The 23,670-nt window shown below is 70.1% G+C and carries 23 protein-coding genes; 10 read left to right on the top strand and 13 right to left on the bottom strand.

Going from position 1 to position 23,670, the window contains the following annotated elements; genetic code table 11:
• Positions 1-40: 40 nt before the first annotated feature.
• The 5 genes from U9J66_RS13310 to eccD all read right to left on the bottom strand — a co-directional run bounded on the left by U9J66_RS13310 (position 41) and on the right by eccD (position 4,143).
• Positions 41-442 (bottom strand): hypothetical protein, encoded by a 402-nt coding sequence (locus tag U9J66_RS13310; RefSeq protein WP_161111030.1) that lies wholly within the window; start codon positions 440-442, stop codon positions 41-43.
• A 106-nt stretch (positions 443-548) separates the two neighbouring features.
• On the bottom strand, positions 549-845 hold the full coding sequence (locus U9J66_RS13305) for a WXG100 family type VII secretion target (RefSeq protein ID WP_017534384.1): 297 nt from the start codon (positions 843-845) through the stop codon (positions 549-551).
• Between the two features lie 68 nt (positions 846-913).
• A complete protein-coding gene (locus tag U9J66_RS13300) occupies positions 914-1,243 on the bottom strand; it encodes a WXG100 family type VII secretion target (protein WP_014911019.1) in 330 nt (109 codons plus the stop codon).
• Between the two features lie 25 nt (positions 1,244-1,268).
• Positions 1,269-2,720: a type VII secretion protein EccB gene (eccB, locus tag U9J66_RS13295; RefSeq protein ID WP_326337818.1), complete on the bottom strand. Its 1,452-nt coding sequence runs from the start codon at positions 2,718-2,720 to the stop codon at positions 1,269-1,271.
• 25 nt (positions 2,721-2,745) lie between these two features.
• The gene (gene eccD / locus U9J66_RS13290) at positions 2,746-4,143 is read right to left on the bottom strand and encodes a type VII secretion integral membrane protein EccD (protein ID WP_326337816.1); all 1,398 of its coding nucleotides are present in this window, start codon (positions 4,141-4,143) and stop codon (positions 2,746-2,748) included.
• Between the two features lie 355 nt (positions 4,144-4,498).
• On the opposite strand from eccD, the gene eccCa reads away from it, so the two are divergent.
• The 4 genes from eccCa to U9J66_RS13270 all read left to right on the top strand — a co-directional run bounded on the left by eccCa (position 4,499) and on the right by U9J66_RS13270 (position 11,528).
• A complete protein-coding gene (gene eccCa / locus U9J66_RS13285; RefSeq protein WP_326337981.1) occupies positions 4,499-8,446 on the top strand; it encodes a type VII secretion protein EccCa in 3,948 nt (1,315 codons plus the stop codon).
• A gap of 69 nt (positions 8,447-8,515) precedes the next feature.
• Complete coding sequence (locus U9J66_RS13280) at positions 8,516-9,652, top strand: S8 family serine peptidase (protein ID WP_014910055.1); 1,137 nt, start codon at positions 8,516-8,518, stop codon at positions 9,650-9,652.
• Between the two features lie 158 nt (positions 9,653-9,810).
• Complete coding sequence (locus tag U9J66_RS13275; RefSeq protein WP_326337980.1) at positions 9,811-10,710, top strand: ABC transporter ATP-binding protein; 900 nt, start codon at positions 9,811-9,813, stop codon at positions 10,708-10,710.
• Positions 10,707-11,528 (top strand): ABC transporter, encoded by an 822-nt coding sequence (locus U9J66_RS13270; RefSeq protein WP_326337815.1) that lies wholly within the window; start codon positions 10,707-10,709, stop codon positions 11,526-11,528. The genes U9J66_RS13275 and U9J66_RS13270 overlap by 4 nt, the downstream gene beginning before the upstream one ends.
• A 43-nt stretch (positions 11,529-11,571) precedes the next feature.
• On the opposite strand, the gene U9J66_RS13265 is transcribed toward U9J66_RS13270, so the two are convergent.
• Both U9J66_RS13265 and U9J66_RS13260 read right to left on the bottom strand, forming a co-directional pair.
• Entirely contained in the window at positions 11,572-12,177 is a 606-nt protein-coding gene (locus U9J66_RS13265; protein WP_161111025.1) for a response regulator, read from the bottom strand.
• Complete coding sequence (locus tag U9J66_RS13260) at positions 12,174-13,367, bottom strand: sensor histidine kinase (RefSeq protein ID WP_326337814.1); 1,194 nt, start codon at positions 13,365-13,367, stop codon at positions 12,174-12,176. Before U9J66_RS13260 ends, U9J66_RS13265 begins: the two co-directional genes overlap by 4 nt.
• Positions 13,368-13,875: 508 nt before the next feature.
• Between U9J66_RS13260 and U9J66_RS13255 the strand changes: the two genes are divergently transcribed.
• The 3 genes from U9J66_RS13255 to xdhC are packed head-to-tail and all read left to right on the top strand — an operon-like array spanning position 13,876 to position 18,534.
• Positions 13,876-15,339, top strand: coding sequence for a xanthine dehydrogenase small subunit (locus U9J66_RS13255; RefSeq protein ID WP_326337813.1), 1,464 nt, complete (start codon positions 13,876-13,878; stop codon positions 15,337-15,339).
• Positions 15,336-17,723, top strand: a complete 2,388-nt coding sequence (xdhB, locus tag U9J66_RS13250) for a xanthine dehydrogenase molybdopterin binding subunit (protein ID WP_326337811.1) — start codon at positions 15,336-15,338, stop codon at positions 17,721-17,723. Before U9J66_RS13255 ends, xdhB begins: the two co-directional genes overlap by 4 nt.
• Position 17,724: 1 nt before the next feature.
• Positions 17,725-18,534: a xanthine dehydrogenase accessory protein XdhC gene (gene xdhC / locus U9J66_RS13245; RefSeq protein WP_326337979.1), complete on the top strand. Its 810-nt coding sequence runs from the start codon at positions 17,725-17,727 to the stop codon at positions 18,532-18,534.
• A 312-nt stretch (positions 18,535-18,846) separates the two neighbouring features.
• Here the strand turns inward: xdhC and U9J66_RS13240 are convergent, their stop codons facing one another.
• From U9J66_RS13240 to U9J66_RS13220, 5 genes are all read right to left on the bottom strand, one after another.
• Complete coding sequence (locus tag U9J66_RS13240; RefSeq protein ID WP_014908989.1) at positions 18,847-19,014, bottom strand: BldC family transcriptional regulator; 168 nt, start codon at positions 19,012-19,014, stop codon at positions 18,847-18,849.
• 86 nt (positions 19,015-19,100) lie between these two features.
• Positions 19,101-19,604: a helix-turn-helix domain-containing protein gene (locus U9J66_RS13235; protein WP_326337810.1), complete on the bottom strand. Its 504-nt coding sequence runs from the start codon at positions 19,602-19,604 to the stop codon at positions 19,101-19,103.
• Positions 19,605-19,744: 140 nt separating this feature from the next.
• Entirely contained in the window at positions 19,745-20,578 is an 834-nt protein-coding gene (locus U9J66_RS13230; RefSeq protein WP_326337809.1) for an SAM-dependent methyltransferase, read from the bottom strand.
• Complete coding sequence (locus U9J66_RS13225) at positions 20,568-20,906, bottom strand: hypothetical protein (protein ID WP_326337808.1); 339 nt, start codon at positions 20,904-20,906, stop codon at positions 20,568-20,570. The genes U9J66_RS13230 and U9J66_RS13225 overlap by 11 nt, the downstream gene beginning before the upstream one ends.
• Complete coding sequence (locus U9J66_RS13220) at positions 20,903-21,277, bottom strand: hypothetical protein (protein WP_326337977.1); 375 nt, start codon at positions 21,275-21,277, stop codon at positions 20,903-20,905. The genes U9J66_RS13225 and U9J66_RS13220 overlap by 4 nt, the downstream gene beginning before the upstream one ends.
• Positions 21,278-21,736: 459 nt before the next feature.
• On the opposite strand from U9J66_RS13220, the gene U9J66_RS13215 reads away from it, so the two are divergent.
• From U9J66_RS13215 to U9J66_RS13205, 3 genes are all read left to right on the top strand, one after another.
• On the top strand, positions 21,737-22,558 hold the full coding sequence (locus U9J66_RS13215; RefSeq protein ID WP_326337807.1) for a helix-turn-helix domain-containing protein: 822 nt from the start codon (positions 21,737-21,739) through the stop codon (positions 22,556-22,558).
• Between the two features lie 12 nt (positions 22,559-22,570).
• Positions 22,571-22,759, top strand: a complete 189-nt coding sequence (locus tag U9J66_RS13210) for a DUF397 domain-containing protein (RefSeq protein WP_161111019.1) — start codon at positions 22,571-22,573, stop codon at positions 22,757-22,759.
• A gap of 254 nt (positions 22,760-23,013) precedes the next feature.
• Positions 23,014-23,199, top strand: coding sequence for a DUF397 domain-containing protein (locus tag U9J66_RS13205; RefSeq protein WP_326337806.1), 186 nt, complete (start codon positions 23,014-23,016; stop codon positions 23,197-23,199).
• Between the two features lie 226 nt (positions 23,200-23,425).
• On the opposite strand, the gene U9J66_RS13200 is transcribed toward U9J66_RS13205, so the two are convergent.
• Positions 23,426-23,647 (bottom strand): hypothetical protein, encoded by a 222-nt coding sequence (locus tag U9J66_RS13200; protein WP_161111017.1) that lies wholly within the window; start codon positions 23,645-23,647, stop codon positions 23,426-23,428.
• Positions 23,648-23,670: the final 23 nt, after the last annotated feature.

Genomic DNA, 23,670 nt, shown 5'->3' with positions numbered 1-23,670 from the left:
AGGACGGTGACGGGCCGCCTCCGCACGGGGCGTCCCGGGTCTACTTGGTGGGGTCCGTGGTGGTGTCCCCGGTGGTGGAGCCGCCGGTGGTGGAGCCGTTGTTCATGATGGTGTTGACCTTCGAGGCGTCCAGCTCGGCGTCGGACTCCAGCTTCTCGAAGAAGAGGTCACTGTCCTGGATTCCGCTGTGCATCACGAGCAGGCGTTCCTCGAGCCTCGTGATCTCGGCGTGGAACTTCGTCAGGACACCGCTCACCTCGGAGGCGAGCACGGCGGCCGAGCCCATCAGTTCGCCGTTCCCGAAGGGGACGTTGATGGACTCCTTTCCGTAGTGTTCGGCGGAATCGCTCTTCTTCTCCGACACCGCCTGCTGCATCGGTCCGATGCGCTGCGAACCCAGGTTCTGGAGGTAGCCCTTGGTGACCTTGGTCTTCTCTGACACGTCCTGCCCCGTCCTCTCTCGTCCTGTCCGTCGTCGGACCTTCCACCGACCCGTCCCCGGCCGCGGCGCGGCCCGAGCGGACCCTCACCGCGGCCGAGGGAGACGGTCAGCGGCGGGAGTTCCAGTTACCGGCTTCCTGGAGGTCGCCCCGGCGGTAGCGTTCGGTGATGTCGCCCAGGGAGACCTGCGCGTGGCCGAGCAGCGCGCGCATGTCGGCGACGTTGCGGCGCCAGGCCAGCAGGCGCTGGTCGTACTGGTCGGCGGCCTCACCGACCCAGTCGGACTTGACCGCCTGGACCTTGGCGTCCAACTCGTTGATGGCCTGCTCGATGATGTCGGTCTGCTTGCGCAGGTCGATGCCGGCGTCGTCGGCACCGCTGTACTTGATCTCGAATCCGTCCATGGGTATGGCTCCGGTTTCTCTCGATGGTGCGCCCCGGTCGTGGGACGTTCGGGTCGGGTCGGATCGGGTCAGCGGGAGACGTCGGACTGGTTCGGGTTGAGCTGGCTGATCCAGTTGGCGGTCACCATGTTCTCGTCCTCCATGGCGTGGAAGTTGCGCTCGGTGCCGCCGAGGATGCCGATCATGTCGTTCATGTCGTTGGTGATCAGGCGCAGCTCTTCGAGCCACTTGACCAGCGCCGTGTCGTACTGACTGGCGGCGCCGCCCTGCCAGTTGCCGCCGAGCAGGTCCCGGACTCCGTCCACGCTGGTGTAGACGCCGTTGCAGGTGGTGTGGGCCGTCTCCATGGCGTCGCGGCCGGTCCGCATCGCCTGGTCGGTACTGCGCATCATCGACATGGGAGTCTCCTGATTCTGTTGGGGGTCACTGGGAAAGGCACCGGGGCTCCCCCGGTTCCGCGAGGGCACCGGCGGGTTCGGCGGCGTCCTGCGGGGTCAGATCGGGCCCGGTCGGGAGAAGGTCCAGTAGGGCGGTGGAGACCGCGGGGGCCTCACCGGGGGTGTAGCCCAGCATCCCGGCGGCGTCGGCGTCGGGCACCGGGTACTTGCTCCCGGTGTCGGTGATCAGGAAGTACGAGCCGCGCAGCGCCGACCCTCCCGCCGGGGTCGCCCTGACCAGACCGCCCTCCCCGGACGGGATGTCGATGAGGTCGGGGGCGGTGCAGGCGGCGGTGCTGCCCACCGTGGGCCGTGCGGCCCGGCCACCGATATCGGCCGGAGAGGTGAGCGCGAGCGCGAGCGCGCCGTCCCCCTGGTCGATGACGCACAGTGCCGCGCCCTGGGGGTCGGTCAGCGGGGGCGGTGTGGCGGGCAGACCGTCGCCGGTGATCGCGTCCTCGCCGGACAGGTGCGGGCGCAGCTCGTTGACGGTGAGCTCGATCGGTTCGGCTTCGCCGCCCCCGTAGGCCTCCTCCGCCGTGAGCGGGTGTCCCAGCAGCAGACGGGCGTGGGTCGGATCGGTGGGGGTGAGGCCCTCCCCGGTGAGGACGTAGAACTGCTCGGAGCCGCTCTCGTTGGCCGGGACGGTGAAGACCTGTCCGATACGGGTGTCGGCGCCGCCCACACGCGGGCCGTCCTCGCCTCGTCCCTCGACGTCGAGCGCGGTGAGCCCGGGGCCGGCGGGCACGCCGTCCAGGACGGCCGCCGCGACGGGGTGGGGCACGACGGTGCCGTATCCCAGGGATTCCAGGGCGCCGTTCTCCTCGTCGACGGCCAGTCGGGCGCCCTGCCACAGCAGGTGGATCCCACCGCCGGGTCCTCGGACCAGGACACCGTCGTCCTCCCCGACGGGGGAACCGAACGGCGACCGGCCCAGGGTGAGCGAGGTCAGGGTCTCGACCCCTTCTCCGGTGTCGACGGTGGTCGCGCACACCTGCCAGACCATGGATCCCTCGGCGTCCGTGGCGGGAAGCCCGTCGGGCGCGCCGGGGATGCCCAGCGGGGATCCCACCGGGGTGCCTTCCAGGGAGTCGGCGTCGACCCGGACCGGGGTGGGGTTGGACGCCAGCAGCAGGGCCGAGGCCTGGTTGGTCACCGGCCAGAGGACGCCGTCCGAGAAGACGTACCGGCCCGCCCCGTCCTTGACGACGACGAGGGTCCCCTCGTTGCGCCACGAGGTGGCGCCGCCGGGGAAGATCAGGCCGAAGACGAGGAAGCCCACGCACAGCAGCACCGCGAGGATGAGCCCGATGAGGGTGCCGTTGCGGGTACGCCGTAGGGGCGCCTCGACGGCGTTCGGGTCCGCGGCGGCCATGGCCGTGGAGAGCCGGCGCACCATGAACGAGTGCGCCTGTACCTGATCGCGACGGGTCTGCATCAGACCACCCGCCTTCCGGTACGCGTCATCCGCCGATCCCCCTCAGCAACGCCAGCAACCCCAGGTTCGCCGGGACCAGGCACACCAGCACTATCGCGGCGAGGCTCTGGAAGAGTTCCCCGGCCCGTCCCCAGTGCGGGATGGGCCGGTTCCCCGGCACGGACCAGGCGGCGAGGAGCAGCCCGAGCGCCGCGACCAAGAGCAGACCGAACAGGACCATGCGGGCCGTGTCACCGCCGACGAGGCCGCCACCGACCGCCATCGTCACCAGCCCGTACGCGCCGGCGCCCAACAGGCACACCCGGTGCCACAGGCCGCTGAGACCGCGCGCCTGGAGCAGCAGGATCAGCGCGACGCAGACGCCCGCCGTGGAGGCCAGGCCTCCGGGGTGGGCGGCCAGCACGGTCATCGAGGCGGCGCACACCACTCCGACGACGGCCAGAAGGCCACCGAGGTAGTGGTCCGCGCGCTGGGCGCGGGCGCGCACGTCGCGGGCCGGGTGGGGGTCGATGTACTCGCCCAACTGGTCGACACCGTCGGGCAGCGGGGGCAGACGCATCCCCGACAACCGGAAGGCCAGGGCCGGCGCGAACGAGCAGAGCAGCAGGACCAGCGCGGCGGCGGAGACGGCCACGCCCTGCGGCGGGGCGTTGTCCCAGAACATGAGCAGGGCGCCGGCGGCCGCGGTGAACAGGGCCGTGCCGATGATGGCCGTGAAGAAGGGCAGGCAGGCGGCCACGGCGGCGATCGCGAGGACCGCCGCGCCGGTCGCCGTCGACGCCCCCGAGAGCATCCGCGCCCCGATGAGGGCGTTGCCGGGGTCTCCGCCGGGCAGCGTGGCCCCGGCGAAGGCCATGAACAGCACGGCGGAGCCACCGGTGACGGCTCCGGCGACGGGCGCGTCGAAGGCCCGGGCCGCGGCTCCGGCCGCGAGCAGGAGAAGCAGCCCCGTGGCCGCGGCGGTGGAGCCCGCGAGCCAGGTGGGGCCGAGCAGTGTCAGCAGGGCGAGGGCTCCGAGGAAGCCCACGGCGGCGGCGCCGGTCAATACCCGCCTGGAGACGACCGGCCCCCACCCGTCCGAACGCTCGGACAGCGTGTCGGCCACGCCGTCGACGAGGTCGTCGAAGTGGATCTCCGGCATCTGGTCGGCGCGCTCGCGCAGGTAGAGCGTCTCGCCATCGGTCAGGCCGAGCGTCTCGACCGTCTCGGACTCGTCCAAGGGCGGCGACCCCAGTCGCTGGAGCACCCAGCCGCCGTGTTCGAGTCCGCTCTCGTCGAGGTCCTCGGTCTCACCCTCCGCGTAGAGCAGGAACGTGGGCAGCAGCTCGGCCAACGGCAGGTCACAGGGGACCGCGATCTCGAAGGAGGCGTTGGGAGCTCGTACGACCAGACGGCACAGATCGGCGGCGACGACGTCCGACATCGGTCCTCCTCGCTGGACGACGGTGACTGGGCCGGTTTACGGGCATGGATAAACACACCCGTGGAGGGGACTCGACCGGGGGCACCATTCCTTTGCGGAACGGCTTGGGACGGCGCTCCCGTTCGTGAAATGCTGGGCTAGACTAGCACCACTTCCGGAATTCCGGACATGATGTTTCGGAAACTCCACCATCGGGATACCGGCGCTCATTTGAGCATCCGACACTCACCCTCCGGTAACCGAATCCGACTCTAGGGTTCGACCATTCACCCCCGCCGCAATTACACCGGGTCGGTCCGCCCGACACCCCCGCAGCGGACCCCGGCCGTCCTGGGGCAAGAGAAGGGATACGCCGATCAGCACCATCCTCGTCCGCAGGCCGGCCCGTCGCCCGGGCCCCGAACCGCCCGAGGGCGAGCTCTCGCTCCAGGAGCCGCCGGTCCTCCCCGAGCAGGAGAACAGCATCTCGGGGGTCTTCATGTACCTCCCGATGGCGCTGAGCTCCCTCGCCATGGTGATGATGTTCCTCCGACCGTCCGGGGCGGGCGCCCTGGGCACGGCGATGCCCTTCATCGCCGGTGGAATGATGCTCGTCGGGGCGGTGGCGATGGTCGGCGGCCAGATCCTGCGCGTACGGATCGAGCGCAGCCGCCGGATCTCGGGGGATCGCCGGGACTACCTGCGCTACCTCGGCCAGATGCGCCACCGCGTTCGGGACGTCGTGGTCGCCCAACGTGAGGCACGGGCGTGGAACGGCCCCGACCCGGACGCCCTGTGGTCGCTGGTGCGCACCAGCAGACTCTGGGAGCGCCGCGGGGCTCACGACGACTTCGCGGAGATCCGCATCGCCGTGGGCGAGCAGCCCCTCCAGACGCGCATCGCCCCGCTGTCGACCAAGCCGGTGGAGGATCTGGAGCCGCTCTGCGCGCACGCGCTGCGCCGGTTCATCAACGCCTACGGCACCGTCGCGGACTTGCCGGTATCCCTTTACCTCAGGGGGTTCGCACATCTCGGACTGTCCGGGGAAAGCGAATCCATCCGATCAATGGTGCGCGCGCTCGTGGGTCAGGTCACAGTTTTTCACGCGCCGGATGAATTGCGCGTGGTGGCTTGTGTGAACGACGAGCGAATGGCGGACTGGGAATGGATGAAATGGCTCCCGCATTGCATGCACCCGACGGAACGGGATGGAGCCGGTCCCGTCCGTCTGATCGCCTCCGACGCCATTGAGCTGGAAAGACTCGTCGGTCCGGAGCTGGCGGACCGTCCGCCCTTCGACCCTCAGGCGGTACCCGGGCGTGACGAGCCGTTCACGGTCATCATCGTCGACGGCGGAACCGTGCCGCAAGGGTCGAGATTGCTCAGCGGAGGCTTTCGCAACGCGATCGTGATCGAAGTGGGAACCGAGCGCATGTGGGATGGAGCACCCCATACCCTCTCACTCCGGGTCGAAAAGGACTCCATGGAGATGTGCGAGTTGGACCGCTCCGGACGCGAATCCTTCTCACATTTGGGTCGCCCCGACACCCTGGACCTGCACCGGGCACGCGCCCTGGCCCGGATGATGGCGCCCTATCGGGTGAGCGTCTCCGCCGACGTGGTGGAACCACTGACCACGGACTTCGATCTCACCACCCTGCTGGGCATCCCGAACCTGCACACCTGGGACGCCGCCCGCGAGTGGGAGCGCGAACGTCCGGAGAGCCGGCTGCGGGTGCCCATCGGCATCGCGGCCTCGGGCGCCCCCTTGGAGTTGGACCTCAAGGAGTCGGCACTGGGCGGCATGGGCCCGCACGGAATGCTGATCGGCGCCACCGGTTCGGGCAAGAGCGAACTGCTGCGCACGCTCGTGCTGTCCCTGGCGCTCACCCACTCCTCGGAGCGGCTCAACTTCGTCCTGGTGGACTTCAAGGGCGGCGCCACGTTCATCGGTCTGGACGGGCTGTCCCACACCTCGGCGCTGATCACCAACCTGGCCGACGAGACCTCCCTCGTGGAGCGTATGCAGGACGCCCTGCACGGTGAGCTCGTCCGCCGCCAGGAGCTACTGCGTTCGGCGGGCAACTTCAGCTCGGTGCACGAGTACGAGAAGGGCCGCAGGAGCGACCCGACCATGGAGCCCATGCCCACGCTCTTCGTGATCGTGGACGAGTTCAGCGAGCTGCTCGCCGCCCACCGGGACTTCATGGAGCTGTTCGTCATGATCGGCCGCCTCGGCCGAAGCCTGGGCGTGCACCTGCTGTTGGCCTCCCAGCGACTGGACGAGGGGCGCATGCACCAGTTGGAGAGCCACCTCTCCTACCGGATCGCGCTGCGCACCTTCTCGGCGATGGAGAGCCGGGGCGTGCTCGGCGTGGCCGACGCCCACCAGCTCCCGCCGGCGCCCGGTTCGGGCTACCTCAAGTCCGACACCGAGGAGCTGACCCGGTTCAAGGCCGCCTACGTGTCGGGCCCCTACCGCGCCAAGCGCCGCGCGGCCCGATCGTCGACCGCCGCCCGTGAGATCACCCCGTTCCTGCCCGGTTACGTGGCCGGTCCGCCCGCCGTCGTGGCGGAACCCGAGCCGGAACCGGCGGAGGAGACGGACACGACCCTCCTGGAGACGGCGTTGGAGGCGGTGCGCGACGTCGGTCCGCCCGCCCGTCAGGTGTGGCTGCCGCCCCTGGGCCAGGCCCCCACCGTGGCGGAGATGCTGCGTTCCGAAGGGGCGACCGCACTGCCCGCCTGGGGCGCGGAGCCGGTACTGACCGTGCCGGTGGGCCTGGTCGACCGCCCCTTCGAGCAGCTGCGCACCCCGCTCACCGCCGACCTGCGCGGCGCGGGAGGGCACACCGCCGTCATCGGCGGACCGCAGAGCGGCAAGAGCACCCTCCTGGTCTCGCTGATCACCGCGTTGGCGCTCACCAACACGCCGGAACAGGTGCAGTTCTACATCCTGGACTTCGGTGGCGGCACTCTGCGCGGGGTCGCCGACCTGCCGCACGTGGGCGGGATCTGCGGCCGTATGGACGTCGAGAGGGTCACCCGTACCGTCGCGGAGATGACCGCGCTACTGGGTCGCCGCGAACAGTTCTTCGCCGATCACGGCATCGACTCGATCGGCGCCTACCGACGTCGAAGGGCGGCCGGGGAGTTCTCCGACCAGCCCTACGGCGACGTGTTCCTGGTCATCGACGGCTGGGCCACGGTGCGCTCGGACATGATCGACCTCATCGCCGACATCACCCAGATCGCCCAGCGCGGCCTCAACTACGGCATCCATCTGATCGTGGCCTCGCCCCGTTGGGCCGACGTGCAGTCCAGCCTGCGCGACCTGCTGGTCACCCGGTTCGAGCTCCGTCTGGGCGACGCGGTGGACTCGGCGATCAACATGCGCCAGGCCGAGAAGGTCCCCCGGATCCCCGGACGCGGTCTGACCGCCGAGTTCAAGCACTTCCTGTCCGCCCTCCCGCACATGGAGGAGGGGCCGGAGGCGTCGGTGACCGATGTCGTGGAGACGATCAAGGAACGGTGGGACGGGCCGTCCGCGCCCCAGGTGCGGCTGCTGCCCCTGTCCCTTCCGGCGTCGGAGCTGCCCTCCCCCGAGGCCGGCCCGAAGATCGCGCTGGGTCTGGAGGAGCGGCGTCTGGAACCGCTGTGGCACGACTTCTCCGTCCTGCCGCACCTGCTCGTGGTCGGGGACAACGAGAGCGGCAAGACCAACATCCTGCGGCTCGTCACCCGCACCATCCGGGAGCGGTACAGCGCCACCGAGGCGCGCGTGGTCGTGGTGGACCCCCGTCGCGGCCTGTTCAACGCGATCCCCGAGGAACAGCGCCTCGGTTACGCGGTGACCGGCGAGAGCGCCCGCGAGATGATGCAGGCCGCGGCCCAGGCGCTCAAGCCGAGGTTGCCCGGACCGGAGGTCACCCCCGAGCAGCTGCGCGAACGCTCCTGGTGGACCGGTCCGGAACTGTTCGTGATCATCGACGACTACGACCTGTTGAGCTCCGGCGGTGGCGGCCCGCTGACGCCGCTCATGGAGATGCTGCCCCACGGTGCCGACATCGGCTTCCACCTGATCCTGGCGCGCGGCGCCGGTGGTTTCAGCCGCGCCATGGGCGAGCCGGTGCTGCGGATGCTCATCGACGCGAACACGCCCAGCATGGTGCTGTCCTGCCCGCCCTCCGAGGGTGTGCTCTTCGGGTCGCTGCGCCCGCAGCGTCTGCCTCCGGGCCGCGCGCTGCGCTTCGACCGCCGCGATCCGGTGAAGGTGCAGCTGGCGCTGGACCCGGAGACGGAGGAGGCGGCCGCCCGCGACTGACGGACGCGGGCCCGGTGAAGAGGAGACGACCGCTCGAGCGGTCGACGCTGGAGAGGAAGGGAAGGCCCCGTGTCGAACGGAGCGGAACGCGAGCGGCTTCGGTTCGGGGCCGGGATGGGTCTGACGGCCGCGCTGTTCCTGGTGGCGTCCGCACCCGCGGCGGCGGACGAGGTCCCGCCCGCGCTGTCGCAGGTGACACCCGAGCTGCCGGGGGACGCGTGCGCGCCTTCCTCGGAGGAGACGGTGGATCAGGAGCTGTGGACCGAGAACGCCCTGGGGCTGTCCCGAGCCCGTTCCGTCTCCTCCGGGGCCGGTGTCACCGTGGCCGTCGTCGGTTCGGGGGTGGACGATTCCTCGGCCGCGCTCGACGGGGCGGTGGAGGGGGCCGGTGAGGACTGCGTCGGGTTCGGGACCTTCCTCGCCGGGGTCGTCGCCGCCCGTCCTCTCCCGGACAGCGGTCTCGTGGGCGTGGCCCCGGAGGCCCGTGTGCTGGCGGTGCCCATCACCGGCGCCCGGGGCGGTGCCGACGCCGACGCGGTCGCCGAGGGCATCACCGACGCCGTGGACGGCGGGGCGGACATCGTCCTCGTAGGCGTCGCCGTCCCCGTCGGGAGCTCCGCGCTCGAGGCCGCGGTGGACACCGCCGTCGAGGAGGACGTGCTGATCGTGGCCCCCTCCACCGCGCTCGTCCAGCGCGAGGCCTACGCGGCGGTCCCCGCCGCACGCGGCGAGGTCCTGGGGGTGGCCGGTACCGACACGGACGGCTCTCTCCTGGTCGGCGGGGCCTCGGCGCCCGACCTCACCGCCCCCGGACAGTCGGTGCTGAGCCTGGCCCCCGGCGGTGACGGACACGCCGTGAGCGAGGGGGACACGGTCGCGGCGGCGTTCGTGGCCGGTGTGGCGGCGCTGGTGCGCTCGCACGACCCCGAACTGAGCGCGCCGCAGACGGCCGAGCGGCTGGTGCTGTCGGCGTACCCGCGTCCCGGGGCCGGTTTCGTCGACCCCGTGGGCGCTCTGACCAGGTCCCTGGGCCCCCGGTCGGGGGACGGCGTCGAGGAGGAACGGTTCGCGCTGGACCTGCCCATGGAACCCACGAAGGGTCGTGTCATGGCCGTGGTCGGGGCGACCGCCCTGCTGGTGACGGTCTGCGCGGTCGGTGCCGCCGCGGTCCGCCGTCGCAAGGCCAAGGCGGCCGCCGCCCTCTGAGCCCCACGGTCTCCTCCGTCGACAAGGGCCCCGAGCACGTCTCAGGGGCCCTTCCCTCTCTCCCACCCCTGACATTCGTCACGGCGGTTTCATGACTCCTGATCCGGGTCCTCGAGCCGTGTCCGGTCCATCGTGGAGACATGACGACCACTACTCCGGTGATCGAGGTCCGCGCGCTCACCAAACGCTACGGAGAGGTACTCGCCGTCGACGATCTCTCGTTCACGGTGGAGAGCGGCCGTATCACGGGTTTCCTCGGCCCCAACGGCGCGGGCAAGTCGACGACCATGCGCATGCTGCTCGGTCTGCACGCCCCCACCTCGGGTGACGCCTTCATTATGGGAAAGCGTTACCGGGAGCTCCGTGATCCGATGCGCGTCGTCGGCGCCCTGCTCGATCCCAAGTCCGCCCATCCCGGCCGTACCGGGCGCGATCATCTGCGCTGGCTCTGTAGGGGTGGGCGCATCCCACTGAAGCGCGCCGACGAGCTGCTCGGCCGGGTGGGGCTGGAGCACGCGGCCGACCGCAGGGTCGGCGGCTATTCGCTGGGCATGTGCCAGAGGTTGGGCATCGCCGCGATGCTCTTGGGCGACCCGGGCGCGCTCCTGTTGGACGAACCGCTCAACGGCCTGGACCCCCAGGGCATCGTGTGGCTGCGCGGCCTGTTGCGCGGACTGGCCGACGAGGGTCGGACCGTGTTCCTGTCCAGCCACCTGATGAACGAGATGGAGGCCACGGCCGACCACGTCCTCGTCGTACGTTCCGGACGGCTGGTCGCCGACGTCTCCGCGGCCGAACTGTCGCACCGTGCCGGCGGAGAGAGCGTTCGTGTGAGCAGCCCCGACGCCCGCGACCTGGAGACGCTCCTGCCCGCGTCGGCGACGGTCACCTGGAAGGAACCGGACACGTTCACGGTGACCGGCGTGCCCGCCGCGGCCATCGGAGACCTGGCCGCCGCGCGGGGTATCGCCCTGCACGAGCTGGCCACCGATCGTATGCGGCTGGAGGACGCGTTCATGGAACTGACCGCTCGGCCCGAGAAGGAGGGACGGCGATGAGCACGAACGCACGGACCGAACACGTGTCACCGGACACGGGCACCGGTAGGAGCGCGGGTTTCATCACGGCGTTGGCCGCCGAGTGGACCAAGCTGACCACGCTCCGTTCGATGCGTCGGGCTCCCGTGGCGTGCGCGGTGACGGGCGGGCTCGTGGCCGCCCTGTTCCTGCTGACGCTCGAGGCGACCGTGGGTACTCCACTCGCCATGCAGAGCGCGACCGAGGTGGCGAGCACCAGCGCGCTGGGGGCGGACGCCGCCGCGCTGCTGATCATCGTCCTCACCGCGGCCTTCGCCACCTCCGAGCACGGCACCGGGCTGATCGCCTACACGTTGACCGTCACCCCGGGGCGTGGACGGCGGTTGGCCGCCGCCGCGACGGCCGTCGGAGTGTGGGGCCTGCTGTGCGGTGTCCTGGCCGCTCTGACCGCCTACGCGGTCGGACAGGCCGTGGCCCTGGGGGCGGGCGCGCCCGTGGTCGGCCCGACCGACCCCGCGACCGCGAGGATGCTGGCGGGGGCGGCTCTGATGTCCCCGTTCTACGCCGTCGTGGCCCTGGCCGCCGCCGAGGCGACCCGTTCCCTGCCGGGTGGTGTCGCCGGAGCGCTGGCCGTGCTCGTGGCCCCCACCCTGATGTCGTGGGTTCCGAGCGGGGCCCTCGATCCGCTCCTCCCCTTCACCCCCGCCGAGGCCCTGCACGCGGTGGGCGGTGTGGGCGGCCCCGACGCCCTGGGGCCGTTCGCGGGGTCGGCGGTCCTGGGTGTCTGGCTCGTGGTGATCCTGTTCGCCACCCGGTTCGCCGCGAACCGCGACGTCTGATCGGGTCGGCGCCGACCTTCCCGGCGCCGACCCGATCACCCGCTCACAACCAGCCGCGTTCGTCGGCCACCATCGCCGCCTCGGAGCGGCTCCGGGTCCCGGTCTTGCCGATGGCCGAGGACAGGTGGTTGCGAACGGTGCCCTCGCTCAGGCACAACCGGGCGGCCGTCTCCGAGACGACCCGACCGGCCAGGACCTCCCGGAGCACCTCCCGCTCTCGCGGGGTCAGCGGGTTGACGCCGTACGCCAACGACTCGGTGGCCAGCACCGGGTCGACCACCTTGAACCCGGCGCCGACCCTGCGCACCGCCTCGACCAGCTCCTCCGGGGGCGCGTCCTTGACCACGTAGCCTAGAGCGCCCGCCGCCATCGCGCGTGCCAGATAGCCCGGCCGGCCGAACGTGGTGCAGATCAGGACGCGACACTCGGGTACGCGGCTCCTGATCTCGGCGGCGGCCTCCAGCCCGTCCTTGCCCGGCATCTGGATGTCGAGCAGCGCCACGTCGGGCCGGGTCCGGCGGGCCTCGGCCACGGCCTCGTCGCCGGTCCCGGCCTGGGCGACGACGGTGATGTCGGATTCGAGTTCGAGCATGGAGGCGAGCGCGCCGCGCACCAACGCCTGGTCGTCCGCGAGAAGAAGCCTGATCACCGTGTGTCCTCGTCCTTCGCTCCGTCGTCGTGGGCCGCCGGGAGTTCGGCCCTCAGGAGGAAGCCGCCGTCGGGTCCGCGTCCGACGCTCAGCGTCCCGCCCTTCTCGGCCATCCGTTCCTCCAGTCCGCGCAGACCGTTGCCCTTGCGGATCGGCCCCCGGCCGGGGCCGTCGTCCTTCACGACCACCCAGTCCCGGCCCAGGCGCACTTCGAGTTCCCGGGCGCCGGAGTGGCGCACCGCGTTGGTGATCCCCTCCCGCACCACGTATCCGAAGAGCTCCCGCGCCTCGGGGTGGACGTCGTCCACGGCCCGGGGAAGCCGGCCCTCGATCCCGGCCGAACGCAGTACCGTGCCGGCCGCGGCCAGCTCGCCGGCCAGGGTCGTCACGCGGTAGCCCGACACCGTTCCGCGAACGTCCGCGAGCGCCTGCCGGGCGATCAGCTCCACCTCGCGCGCCTCCGCCGCCTCGGCCTCCCTACCGGATTTCTCCAAAATCCTGCGCAGGAGCCCCGTCTTGACCGTGATGGTGGTGAGGCTGTGGCCGAGGATGTCGTGCAGGTCCCGGGCGAACCGCTCGCGCTCCTCGACGACGGCGAAGGCGGCGATCCGGTCGCGGGCCCGGCGCAGCTCGGCGTTGGCCTCGACCAGCCGGATGAAGAGGATCATCGCGACCCCGACCGAGGAGAGCAGCAGCAGCTCGGACAGGGTCTCGCCGATGACGCCGGTCGTGAACGCGGCGACGGCGAGCGCGGCCACCACCACGACGACCACGCTCCCCGCGAACGCGGTCCGGGTGAACGCGATGATCACGCAGAGCGCGAAGACCAGGACCCAGGCGTTCTGGAGCCCCATGAAGAGGACGAGGGCCGCTCCGAGGGCCAGGAGCGTCACGCACATCGACATGCGCGCGATCCACGACCTGGTCTCTCCCAGGGCCACGAAGAGGAGGGAGAAGGCGACGTAGGCGATCCCGATCCCCTGCGCCCAGGCCCGCCGGTCCGGGGCCAGGTCACCGATCACGACGAACGCGTAGGGGAGCATGAGCAGGCCGAACACCAGGCTCAGCCCCGCCGACGCCCAGAGCACACGGCCGCCGCGCAGGTAGGACGGCGGCTCGAAGAGGCGCCGGACGGACCGTACGGCCCGTCGCCCGCCGGCCACGTGGTCCCTCGTTCCGGAACTTGTCATGGGAGGGGTCGTTCAGGTTCGGGCCGGGTCATGGCGGGGACGCCGGACGACGGCCGGGGAGAGTACGACGGCCCATGCTACAAGCACCCCCACCACGAGGATCGTGTCGACGCTCGATGGACCGGCGAGGTCCTTCTCCACCGCGTTCGGAGGCGGCCCCGGCTCCGGGGCCCTTGACCGATGAGACGTGAACCACTACTTTGCGGGGAACGTCGACCCATGGCCATCGAAAGGAGGCGACCCGCCGATGCACACCGGTCAGGATCTCGGTCGCCTCGCCCGGCGCACGGTCTGGGTTCCGGGTCGAATCGCGCACGGCTGCTGAACGCGCCGTCCTGAGGTGTCCCCTCATGGGCACCCGTCTGTTCTCTTCCTTCTTCGCGGCGCCCCGCCGCCGTGTGCCCTTCCGCGCCCGTCCCCCTCCTGTGGCGCGCCCGAACACAGAAAGCCACGTGACAATGGCGAACACGACGTATCGACCGAGCGCTCACCGAAACGACGGCCCGTCATGGTAGCGGCGAGGATCACGGTCAACGGGGAGGAGACACCGCTCTCCCCGGCCCCCGCGCACACGACGGTGTTGGACCTGCTCCGCGAACGCGGTCTCACCGGGACCAAGGAGGGCTGCGCCGAGGGCGAGTGCGGGGCCTGTTCGGTCCTGGTCGCCCGCCCCGGCGTGGACCGGCCCACCGACTGGGTGGCGGTCAACGCCTGTCTGATCCCGGCCGCCGCCCTCGATGGTCAGGAGATCGTCACCTCCGAGGGTCTGGCCACCCCGGGTGAGCCGGGAAGGCCGCCCCGGCTGCATCCGGTCCAGGAGGAGATGGCGGTCCGCGGCGGCTCCCAGTGCGGCTACTGCACGCCTGGCTTCGTATGCAGCATGGCCGCCGAGTACTACCGGCCCGGCCGTTGCGCGCACGCGGACACCTCCACCTCGGACGATGCCGAGCACGGTCCGAACGGTTTCGACCTGCACGCGTTGAGCGGGAACCTGTGCCGTTGCACCGGCTATCGTCCGATCCGCGACGCGGCGTTCGCCGTGGGAGAGCCCGCCGACGAGGACCCTCTGGCGCGCCGCCGGGAAGAGGAGCCTCCCGCTCCGGTCGCCACCGAGTACGTCCGGGAGGGCCGGGAATTCCTGCGTAAGGAGACCCTGGCCGAGACGGTGCGGGCCCTGCGCGAGCTACCCGAGACGGTGCTGGTCGCGGGCAGCACCGACTGGGGTGTGGAGGTGAACATCCGCTCCCGCAGGGCGGACCGCGTGATCGCGATCGACCGGCTGCCCGAGCTGCGGGAACTGCGCGTGGAGTCCGACCACATCGAGATCGGGGCGGCGCTGACGCTCACCGAGGTCGAACGCCGGCTCGACGGCGCCGTCCCGCTGCTGGCGGAACTGTTCCCGCTCTTCGCCTCCCGGCTCATCCGTAACAGCGCGACCCTCGGCGGGAACCTGGGCACCGGCTCCCCCATCGGCGACGCTCCGCCCGCGCTCCTCGCGCTGGAGGCGTCGGTGCTGCTCACCGACGCCGACGGTGAACGCGAGGTGCCCTTGTCCGACTACTTCACCGGCTACCGGCGGAGCGTGCGCCGCCCCGACGAGCTGATCCGCGCGGTGCGCGTCCCTCTTCCGCTGTCGCCGGTCGTGGCCTTCCACAAGATCGCCAAGCGCCGCTTCGACGACATCTCCAGCGTGGCGGTCGCCTTCGCCCTCGACATCGAGGACGGGATCGTCCGCAAGGCGCGGATCGGCCTGGGCGGTGTGGCCGCCACCCCGATCCGGGCCCTGGCCGCCGAGGCCGCTCTGGAGGGCGGGTCCTGGTCGGTGGAGAACGTCGAGGCCGCGGCCCGGGTGCTCCAGGGCGAGGGCACCCCGATGAGCGACCACCGCGCCGGCGCCGAGTACCGCTCGGCGATGCTCGGCCAGAGCCTGCTGAAGCTGTACGCGCGGACCACCGAGGCGGTGTCGTCATGAGTCATCTTTCCGAACGTCCCGAGAACCCCGTCGTCGGTCTCTCGGTGCCCCATGAGAGCGCGACCCTGCACGTCACCGGCGCCGCGCTCTACACCGACGACCTGGTCCACCGGACCAAGGACGTGCTGCACGCGCACCCGGTCCAGGTCATGACCGCCCACGGCCGGATCACCGCTCTGCGCACCGACGCGGCACTGGCCGTGCCCGGGGTGGTCCGGGTGCTGACCGGCGCCGACGTGCCCGGGATCAACGACGCCGGGATGAAGCACGACGAGCCGCTGTTCCCCGACGAGGTCATGTTCCACGGCCACGCGGTGGCCTGGGTGCTCGGCGAGACGCTGGAGGCGGCCCGGCTCGGCGCGGAGGCCGTCGATGTGGAGGTCGAGGAGCTGCCCTCCCTGGTGACGGTGCGGGAGGCGATCGAGGCCGACAGCTTCCACGGTGCCCGTCCCGTCCTCCTGAGCGGCGACGTGGACTCCGGGCTCGCCGACTCCGCCCACGTGTTCTCCGGCGAGTTCTCCTTCTCCGACCAGGAGCACTTCTACCTGGAGACGCACGCGGCGCTGGCGCAGGTCGACGAGGCCGGGCAGGTGTTCGTGCAGAGCAGCACCCAGCACCCCTCGGAGACCCAGGAGATCGTCGCGCACGTGCTCGGGCTGCACAGCCACGAGGTGACCGTGCAGTGTCTGCGCATGGGCGGCGGCTTCGGCGGTAAGGAGATGCAGCCGCACGGGTTCGCGGCGATCGCCGCGCTCGGCGCCGTGCTGACCGGCCGTCCGGTGCGGCTGCGTCTCGACCGGACCCAGGACCTGACCATGTCCGGCAAGCGGCACGGGTTCCACGCCGAGTGGCGGATCGGTTTCGACGACGACGGCCGGATCCGGGCCCTGGACGCCACCCTGACGGCGGACGGCGGTTGGAGTCTGGACCTGTCCGAACCGGTGTTGGCCCGCGCGCTGTGCCACATCGACAACACCTACTGGATCCCCAACGCGCGCGTGGCCGGCCGGATCGCCAGGACCAACAAGGTCTCCAACACGGCCTTCCGCGGTTTCGGCGGCCCTCAGGGCATGTTGGTGATCGAGGACATCATGGGTCGCTGCGCCCCGCTGCTCGGGCTGGACCCGATGGAGCTGCGGGAGCGCAACTTCTACCGGAAGGGGCAGTCGACGCCCTACGGGCAGCCGGTCGTGCGGCCCGAACGGATCACCGCGGTCTGGGATCGGGTCAAGGACGACGCGGACCTCGACGGACGTCGGCGTGAGATCGCCGCCTTCAACGCCGCCCACCCGCACACCAAGAGGGCGATCGCGGTCACCGGCCTGAAGTTCGGGATCTCGTTCAACCTCACCGCCTTCAACCAGGGTGGCGCGCTGGTGTTGATCTACAAGGACGGTTCGGTCCTGATCAACCACGGCGGCACCGAGATGGGGCAGGGCCTGCACACCAAGATGTTGCAGGTCGCCGCGACCTCGCTGGGGGTGCCCCTGGAGAAGGTGCGGCTGGCGCCCACGCGGACCGACAAGGTGCCCAACACCTCCGCCACCGCCGCCAGCTCCGGCACGGACCTCAACGGCGCGGCGGTGAAGAACGCCTGTGAACAGCTCGTCGAACGGCTGTCCCAGGTGGCCGCCACCCGGCTGGGCGTGAACCCGTCGGACGTGCGCATCGTCGACGGAGTCGCCCGGGCCCTGGGTGTCGACGAGGAACTGGCCTGGAACGATCTGGTCCGCACCGCCTACTTCCAGCGGGTGCAGCTGTCGGCGGCCGGTTTCTATCGGACCGAGGGGCTGCACTGGGACGCGAAGACGTTCAAGGGCTCGCCCTTCAAGTACTTCGCCCACGGCGCCGCCGCGACCGAGGTCGAGGTGGACGGTTTCACCGGCGCCTACAGGGTCCGACGGGTCGACATCGTGCACGACGTCGGCGACAGCCTCTCCCCGATGATCGACATCGGGCAGGTCGAGGGTGGCTTCGTGCAGGGCGCGGGCTGGCTGACCTTGGAGGACATGCGTTGGGACACCGGTGACGGACCGAACCGGGGCCGGCTGCTGACCCAGGCGGCGAGCACCTACAAGCTGCCGAGCTTCTCGGAGATGCCCGAGGAGTTCAACGTGGCGCTCTTGGAGGACGCCACCGAGGAGGGCGCGGTCTACGGTTCCAAGGCCGTGGGCGAGCCCCCGCTGATGTTGGCGTTCTCGGTGCGGGAGGCGTTGCGGCAGGCCGCGGCCGAGTTCGGGCCGGGCGGGGTCGGCGTCGAACTGGCGTCGCCCGCGACGCCCGAGGCGGTGTACTGGGCGATCCAGGCGGCCCGCCAGGGCCATGACCTCCTCGCCGACGAGGGCCGTGTCGGCGACGACGTGGAAGCGCTGAGCGGTGCCTGACATGACGTGGATCGCCGCGGTCGCGGGGTTGCGGGAACGCCGGGAGTTCGGCGTGCTCGCGACCGTCGCGACCGTGCGCGGCCACGCCCCGCGCGACGCCGGGGCCAAGCTCGTCGTGGGACGGACTCAGACGTGGGGGTCGATCGGCGGCGGCAACGTCGAGGCGGTCGTGATCGACCGGGCCCGGGAGATGATCGCCGCCTCCGGTTCGGAGCCGGAGCTGATCGACTTCGCCCTGAACGACAAGGTGACCGGCCCGCACGGGGTGCAGTGCTGCGGCGGTACGGTCTCGGTGCTGCTCGAACCGTTGCCGACGGTACGGGCGGTGGCGATCTTCGGTGTCGGTCACGTCGGCCTGGAGCTGGCGCGCGTCCTGGCCCGGCAGGATCTCGACCTGCACCTGGTCGACAGCCGCTCCGAGATGCTGACCGAGGAACGGCTCTCCGTGCTGGCGGACGCGGTGGCGCGGGTCCGCGCGCACCACACGCCGCTGCTCCCCGAGGAGATCCTGGAGGGTCTGCCGCCCGGGACCCACGTCCTGATCATGACCCACGACCACGCCGAGGACGCCGCGCTGTGCGACGCCGCCCTGCGCACGACCCACCTCGGTTCCATCGGGTTGATCGGCTCGTCGGCCAAGTGGGCGCGGTTCCGCCGACGCCTCGCCTCCGAAGGCGGTCATGACGAGGAGGTCATCGATCGGATCAAGACCCCGATCGGGCTGCCCGACGTCACCGGCAAGGATCCGGCGACGATCGCCGTGAGCGTGGCCGCCGACCTGCTGCGGACCTTCGAGGCCGAGACGGACTGAGCCGGATCGAGGAGGGCCCCGCCGCACACCCGTGTGCGCGGCTGACCCACCGTGGAGGTCGCTCTCGGGCCGCCGCTTCGGGGTTCTCGGTGGTCAGGGGCCGCACCCGAGGGGCGATGCCCTTCGGGTGCGGCCCCTGCGGAGGGCCCCGATCGGAGCTGGCGGGTCTCCAGTCCCGCGGCTCCGACATCCAGCCGGCCCTCACGTTCTACGCCGCTCCGCATCCGGGTCTCGGACGTTTCGGGAACGTCACCGCCGATGCGTGCGTGAGCGGCACCGACACCCCCTCGCCGAGGGTGTCCGTTCACGTGGTCATCGTCCGGGCTCGGTGAGCAGGCGTTGCACGTCGGCTTTGAAGTAGCGGCGGTGGCCGCCGAGGGTGCGGACCCAGCGCAGTCTTCCTTCCTGGGCCCACAAGCGAACGGTCTTGGGGTCCACCCGGAAGGCCTGGGCGACCTCTTGGGGGGTGAGCAGGTCCATGGGGTCGACATCCGGCTGCGTCATGTTCTTCTCTCAAAGGGGGTCGTTGTCGGGGGTCGTCGGGGGTCGTGGAAAAACGTGGTCGTTCAGCGTTCTCGTAGTCGTGTCCGGGCAGCGTGCAACGCTGCTAAGACCTGGACCAGGCGTCCTTCGGCGTCGTCCAGCAGGGCATTTCTGCGGGCTTGGCTGTTGCCCGCCCACTGCGCACGGGTGAGGTAGCGGGCGGCATCCTCGGCCGCGCTCGCCCCGGCCAGCAGGGTGGGACCGTAGGCCGGGCGGGCGGCCTGGTCCCACGCGGGACGCGTTCCCTCGACCTGGCGGCGTCGTGTCTGGAGGGGAAGCTGGGCCTGGTCCCAGAGCAGGTAGGCCTGTTCCCGTCCTTCTTGGTCGGCTTCGTAGGCGTCGAGTAGGCGGATCATCAGCTCGTGGGAGGGGCGGATGCGTCCGGTCTCGATCCGCGAGACCGTCGACTGATCCACCCCCGAGAGTCGGTATCCGCTCAGCCCGGCCGCCTTACGCAACCGCTTCAGATGCACCCCCAGCGCCTTCTTGGACTCGGCGCAGAGAGAGTCCGCGTCATGTTCGTTCACTCGAAGACTCCAGATCGGAGAAGGGAGGCGGGTGATCGAGCCAGGCGGGCGGGCCCCGGAAGGGCGCTCATGAGAGCGCCCCTCCGAGACACCGGCCCGGTGTTCCGCGGTCTGCGGCACAGGGCTTTTCCACAGCCGCATCAGCAGGGCCGAGTGGTTCCGGTAAGAATGGTCAGGGCGGCGATCGGCGGCTCTCCCCTGCCCGGATCGTTCGGCGGCGAGACGTGCCACCGCCACCCTGCGGTCTCGAAGACCTTTCGCAGCCCGTCCGGCTCGCGTGCCACCAGCCGGGTATCCGCGCCTTGTTCTTGGGCTTGGCCGGTGTAGATGTCGGCGGCGCCGACCATCCCGGACAGGTGCGTGATCCCCCAGCCGCTCCCCGGAGCCAGCCTCGCGGCGAGCGCCTCCACCAGGCCTGTGACCTCGGAATCCTCCAAGTGGTCCAGGGTCAGGGTGGAGAGCACCCCCACCGGCACCGACAGATCCAGATGCTCGCCCAGTGCCGAAGCGAGGATCTTCGGGTAGCGCAGATCGAGGTTGAGGACGTGCACGTTGCCTCCCCGGACCCGGGCCGGATGCTCCCACCAAGCACGGGCGGCGGCCAGGGCGGCGAGGTCGTGGTCGACATAGACCGTCCTCGCCCGCGACCCCCACAACACCCGACCGCGTTCGTGTGGAGCGCGGCGCATCGTCGGCAACCCGCATCCCAGATCGATCACCTGGGGGAAGGAGTGACAGACCGCGTCGACCACGCCTTCTCGGGCTTTGCGGTGCACCAACATCTGCCCCGCCAGACCGGGTGAGGCTTCGGCCATGCGCACGGCGACATGGCGGTCCTGGCTCCAGGAGTCCTTGCCGTAGTCCAGGTAGTCGAAGGTGCGGGCCGCGTTGGTCAACGCCCATTCCTCACGATCCAACAGGGTTCCACTACGGGCCACGCCCCAAGACGGAGGCTTCTGCGTTTCAGGGAACATCCCGCCTCCTCTGGGTGCGCTCGACCGGCGGGCCGGGCGGCATCCCGTAGTGGGCACGCAGGCGGGACTCCAGCATTTCGGGGGTGGGTTCGATCTGGCTGCGCCACGGGGCGCGAGGGTGATGATGGGTGGCCAACCAGAACCGACCGGTCCAGGCGATCTTGTGCGTACGCCCCCAGCGGGCGGTGAGTTCGGCCAACACCTGGGCGGGAGGGGCCCAGGTGTCGCCGTACTCGTCCATATGGACGCCCTCGTGTGTGCGGGCGCGGACGCAGCGGCGGGTGCGGCCGGCCGAGGTCAGGTGGGCTTCTAAGCAGGACCTGTTCACGAGACGGCCCCCTCGGTTTCGGTGAGCCGGTCGAGCATCGCGAGCGCCGCCGCGAGGTCACCGGAGGAGAGAGCCACCGACAACGCGGCCCGCGCCTGACACACCCGCGCCCGGAGAAGAGCCGGGTGGTGCTCACCCAGATGTACGGCGGGGGCGACGGCCGGGGTGGAGGAGAGAGAGGAAGCGGAGGAGCCGGCGGGCCCGGTACGAGAACGCGAACAGAGGGGCACCGAAGAGCTGGACGACCCGAGTGCGCTGGTCTGCCGGGACGATCCGGAAGTGCCGGCGGACCTGTTGGTCGTGGCGGGAGCGGGGAGGCGGAGCGCGTCGCTCAGGGCGGACAGGAACGCCTCGGTCTGGATATCCATCATCGTCACGCCACCTCCGGCAGGTTCCGCAGCCCGGTCAACACCCGCTCCAACAACGGGACCTCCGTTGTGCTGAGGGCTTCAAGAGGCCGACGCGGCCGAGGCACGAACACCGGAGTCAGAGAGGGAGCACGTGAGGGGGCAGGGGTCGAGGCGAGCAGGTCGAGAACGTAGCTCCTCACCCGCCGCGCCGCACGGCGATGTCGTCGGACGGGGGGCTTCAGGGAACGGGGCGCCATAGCGCACACCTCTTCTCAGGGAGCCGGATGGGAGGTCCGGCAGCTGCATTGGGTGCAACCATCATCACCATTGGCGGCCAAATTTGCAATGCCAATGAGAAGATCCTGTGCACAATGTCTCCTAGAGCCTCCAGAAAATAGATTGGTGGACGGTGAAATGTCCAAGGGTGCGAAGATCGACGTAGGATCTGCTCGTAGGAGTCGACCCCGAAGGAGCCCTGACGTGTCCGGATCACCAACCGTGCGCAGAAGGCGTCTCTCGCACCTCCTGAAAGAACTGAGGGAAGCGAAGGGGTTCACCGCCCAGCACGTGACAGACACTCTCGGCTGGTCACGCGGAAAACTCACCCACATCGAACAAAACCAGTGGAAGCGACCCAACCGGCGAGACATCGAGGACCTACTCGACATCTACGAGGTCACCGACACTGAACGGCGCGACGCAGCGTTGTCCTTGGTTCGCCAATCACGCCAACAGGGCTGGTGGGTCAGTTACAGCGACGTGTGGGGCGGAGGAACGTTCGTCGGGCTAGAGGCTGAGACCCGCAGTATCCGCACCTTCGAAGCGCTGGCCATCCCTGGCCTACTTCAAACCGAGGAGTACGCCCGTACGGTCATCAAATCGGGTGGGTTCACCGACGAAGACGAGATCGATCGTCGCGTCCAAGCTCGTATGATCCGCAAGCAAGTCCTTGCCGGTCCGGATGCGCCGCTGTACTGGGCGGTCATCGATGAAGCCGCGCTCCGCAAGAGCCCTCTCGGGCAACTTGAGCATCTTCTGGATGTGCAGAGCCCTCGGCTAGGGGTACAGGTCCTTCCCGACAGCGCTGGTCCACACGCAGCGCTGACCGCACCGTTCGTGATCCTCGACTTTCCTGAGCCCGACCCCGCAGTGGTGTACGTGGACACTGGAAGTGATGAGCTGTACCTGGAGAAGCCTCCGCATCTTGCACGCTACGAAAGCCTGTGGAGGCACATCCAAGCGACCGCGTTGTCTGTCGAAGACTCTCGGTCGCTCATCCGATCACTGATCGACCTGAAGTAGAGAAGGCAACCCATGAGTGTTTCCCACACCAGCCCCCAAGCTTGGCGCAAGTCCAGCTACAGCAGCTCCCACGGGCAAAACTGCGTCGAGGTCGCCGACTTGCCGTCCGCCGCAGCTGTGCGCGACACCCAGAACCGCGATGCCGGCTATCTGACCTTTGCCGCTTCGGAGTGGACTGCGCTGCTTGGCACCATCCGCTAGTAGGCCCCACAGACACGAAGAGGCCCCCGGTCCTCGGACTGGGGGCCTCCCGTATGCATTACCCAATGCATTTCCCACGACCACTGTACCCGGCTACGTTCACACCGGGGAAGGATCAAGGTCTTCTCAGGCCTCCTTCTCCTGCTGGCCGAGCTAAAGCATCTGGGAAGTCCGGTCGCGACTGTTCTCTATTGTTCCTGGACCAGCGGGTTACCCTGAGGCTCCCCCAGCACCCGACTCAGGAGCGATGGACGATGCCACTCCCCCAGGCCGAAGCCCTTACCTTCCGCAAGTCCAGCTACAGCGACCGGAACAACTGCGTCGAGGTCGCCGACTCCCCCGGCGTCTCCGCCATCCGCGACACCAAGCGAAGGTCGGACGGCCACCTGCCCTTCCCCACCAGCGAGTGGGCAGCCTTCCTCGCCGCCCTCTCCCGATAACCCCCAAAACCAGCCAGGCCCCGGAAGCACCAGCCCCCGGGGCCGCCCCACGCCCAAAAACAACCCCACATGCATGGGGAGCAGGTACCGGATTCCTCTGAGGCGACCAATGAAATGGGTCTACCCCCGCGGCGTGTACGCGTCGGCAACCTGTTCTGGCGTTGCGTGGCCCCAGTCCAACGTGCTTCTCGACCGGAGCCCAGGGGTATGAGGGGGAGTGGTGGATTCACTCCTCTCGTCTTGGGGCGCTCGGGCCGAACGTGATGTCGATGCCACTGCCATCCGGCAACTGCTCGCGCACCGTGCTCCCCGGGGGCAGTGAGCGCGCCATCTGAACCCGCCGCACAAGTCGCTGGTGCTCGATCCACGCTTGAAGGCACTGGCGGACCAGGTACAACACCGGTGCGACCAGCACGGCTCCCACCACCTGTACGAGCTCTACCTGCATCGGACCCTCCCTTGTCGTTCGTT

The sequence above is a fragment of the Nocardiopsis sp. LDBS1602 genome (assembly GCF_035818715.1).
Lineage (GTDB): Bacteria > Actinomycetota > Actinomycetes > Streptosporangiales > Streptosporangiaceae > Nocardiopsis > Nocardiopsis alba.
The sequence above is the reverse complement of the archived record's forward strand: the minus strand, read 5'-3'. Positions and strand labels throughout refer to the sequence as shown.

Bases quoted from the DNA above. Each gene is read 5' to 3' on its own strand.
- U9J66_RS13210 (WP_161111019.1), top strand. From the start codon at position 22,571: ATGAGTGTTTCCCACACCAGCCCCCAAGCTTGGCGCAAGTCCAGCTAC.
- U9J66_RS13260 (WP_326337814.1), bottom strand. From the start codon at position 13,367: ATGACAAGTTCCGGAACGAGGGACCACGTGGCCGGCGGGCGACGGGCC.
- U9J66_RS13205 (WP_326337806.1), top strand. From the start codon at position 23,014: ATGCCACTCCCCCAGGCCGAAGCCCTTACCTTCCGCAAGTCCAGCTAC.
- eccB (WP_326337818.1), bottom strand. From the start codon at position 2,720: ATGCAGACCCGTCGCGATCAGGTACAGGCGCACTCGTTCATGGTGCGC.
- xdhB (WP_326337811.1), top strand. From the start codon at position 15,336: ATGAGTCATCTTTCCGAACGTCCCGAGAACCCCGTCGTCGGTCTCTCG.
- U9J66_RS13220 (WP_326337977.1), bottom strand. From the start codon at position 21,277: ATGATGGATATCCAGACCGAGGCGTTCCTGTCCGCCCTGAGCGACGCG.
- U9J66_RS13305 (WP_017534384.1), bottom strand. From the start codon at position 845: ATGGACGGATTCGAGATCAAGTACAGCGGTGCCGACGACGCCGGCATC.
- U9J66_RS13230 (WP_326337809.1), bottom strand. From the start codon at position 20,578: ATGTTCCCTGAAACGCAGAAGCCTCCGTCTTGGGGCGTGGCCCGTAGT.
- U9J66_RS13255 (WP_326337813.1), top strand. From the start codon at position 13,876: ATGGTAGCGGCGAGGATCACGGTCAACGGGGAGGAGACACCGCTCTCC.
- U9J66_RS13200 (WP_161111017.1), bottom strand. From the start codon at position 23,647: ATGCAGGTAGAGCTCGTACAGGTGGTGGGAGCCGTGCTGGTCGCACCG.
- U9J66_RS13240 (WP_014908989.1), bottom strand. From the start codon at position 19,014: ATGGACCTGCTCACCCCCCAAGAGGTCGCCCAGGCCTTCCGGGTGGAC.
- U9J66_RS13270 (WP_326337815.1), top strand. From the start codon at position 10,707: ATGAGCACGAACGCACGGACCGAACACGTGTCACCGGACACGGGCACC.
- U9J66_RS13300 (WP_014911019.1), bottom strand. From the start codon at position 1,243: ATGTCGATGATGCGCAGTACCGACCAGGCGATGCGGACCGGCCGCGAC.
- eccD (WP_326337816.1), bottom strand. From the start codon at position 4,143: ATGTCGGACGTCGTCGCCGCCGATCTGTGCCGTCTGGTCGTACGAGCT.
- xdhC (WP_326337979.1), top strand. From the start codon at position 17,725: ATGACGTGGATCGCCGCGGTCGCGGGGTTGCGGGAACGCCGGGAGTTC.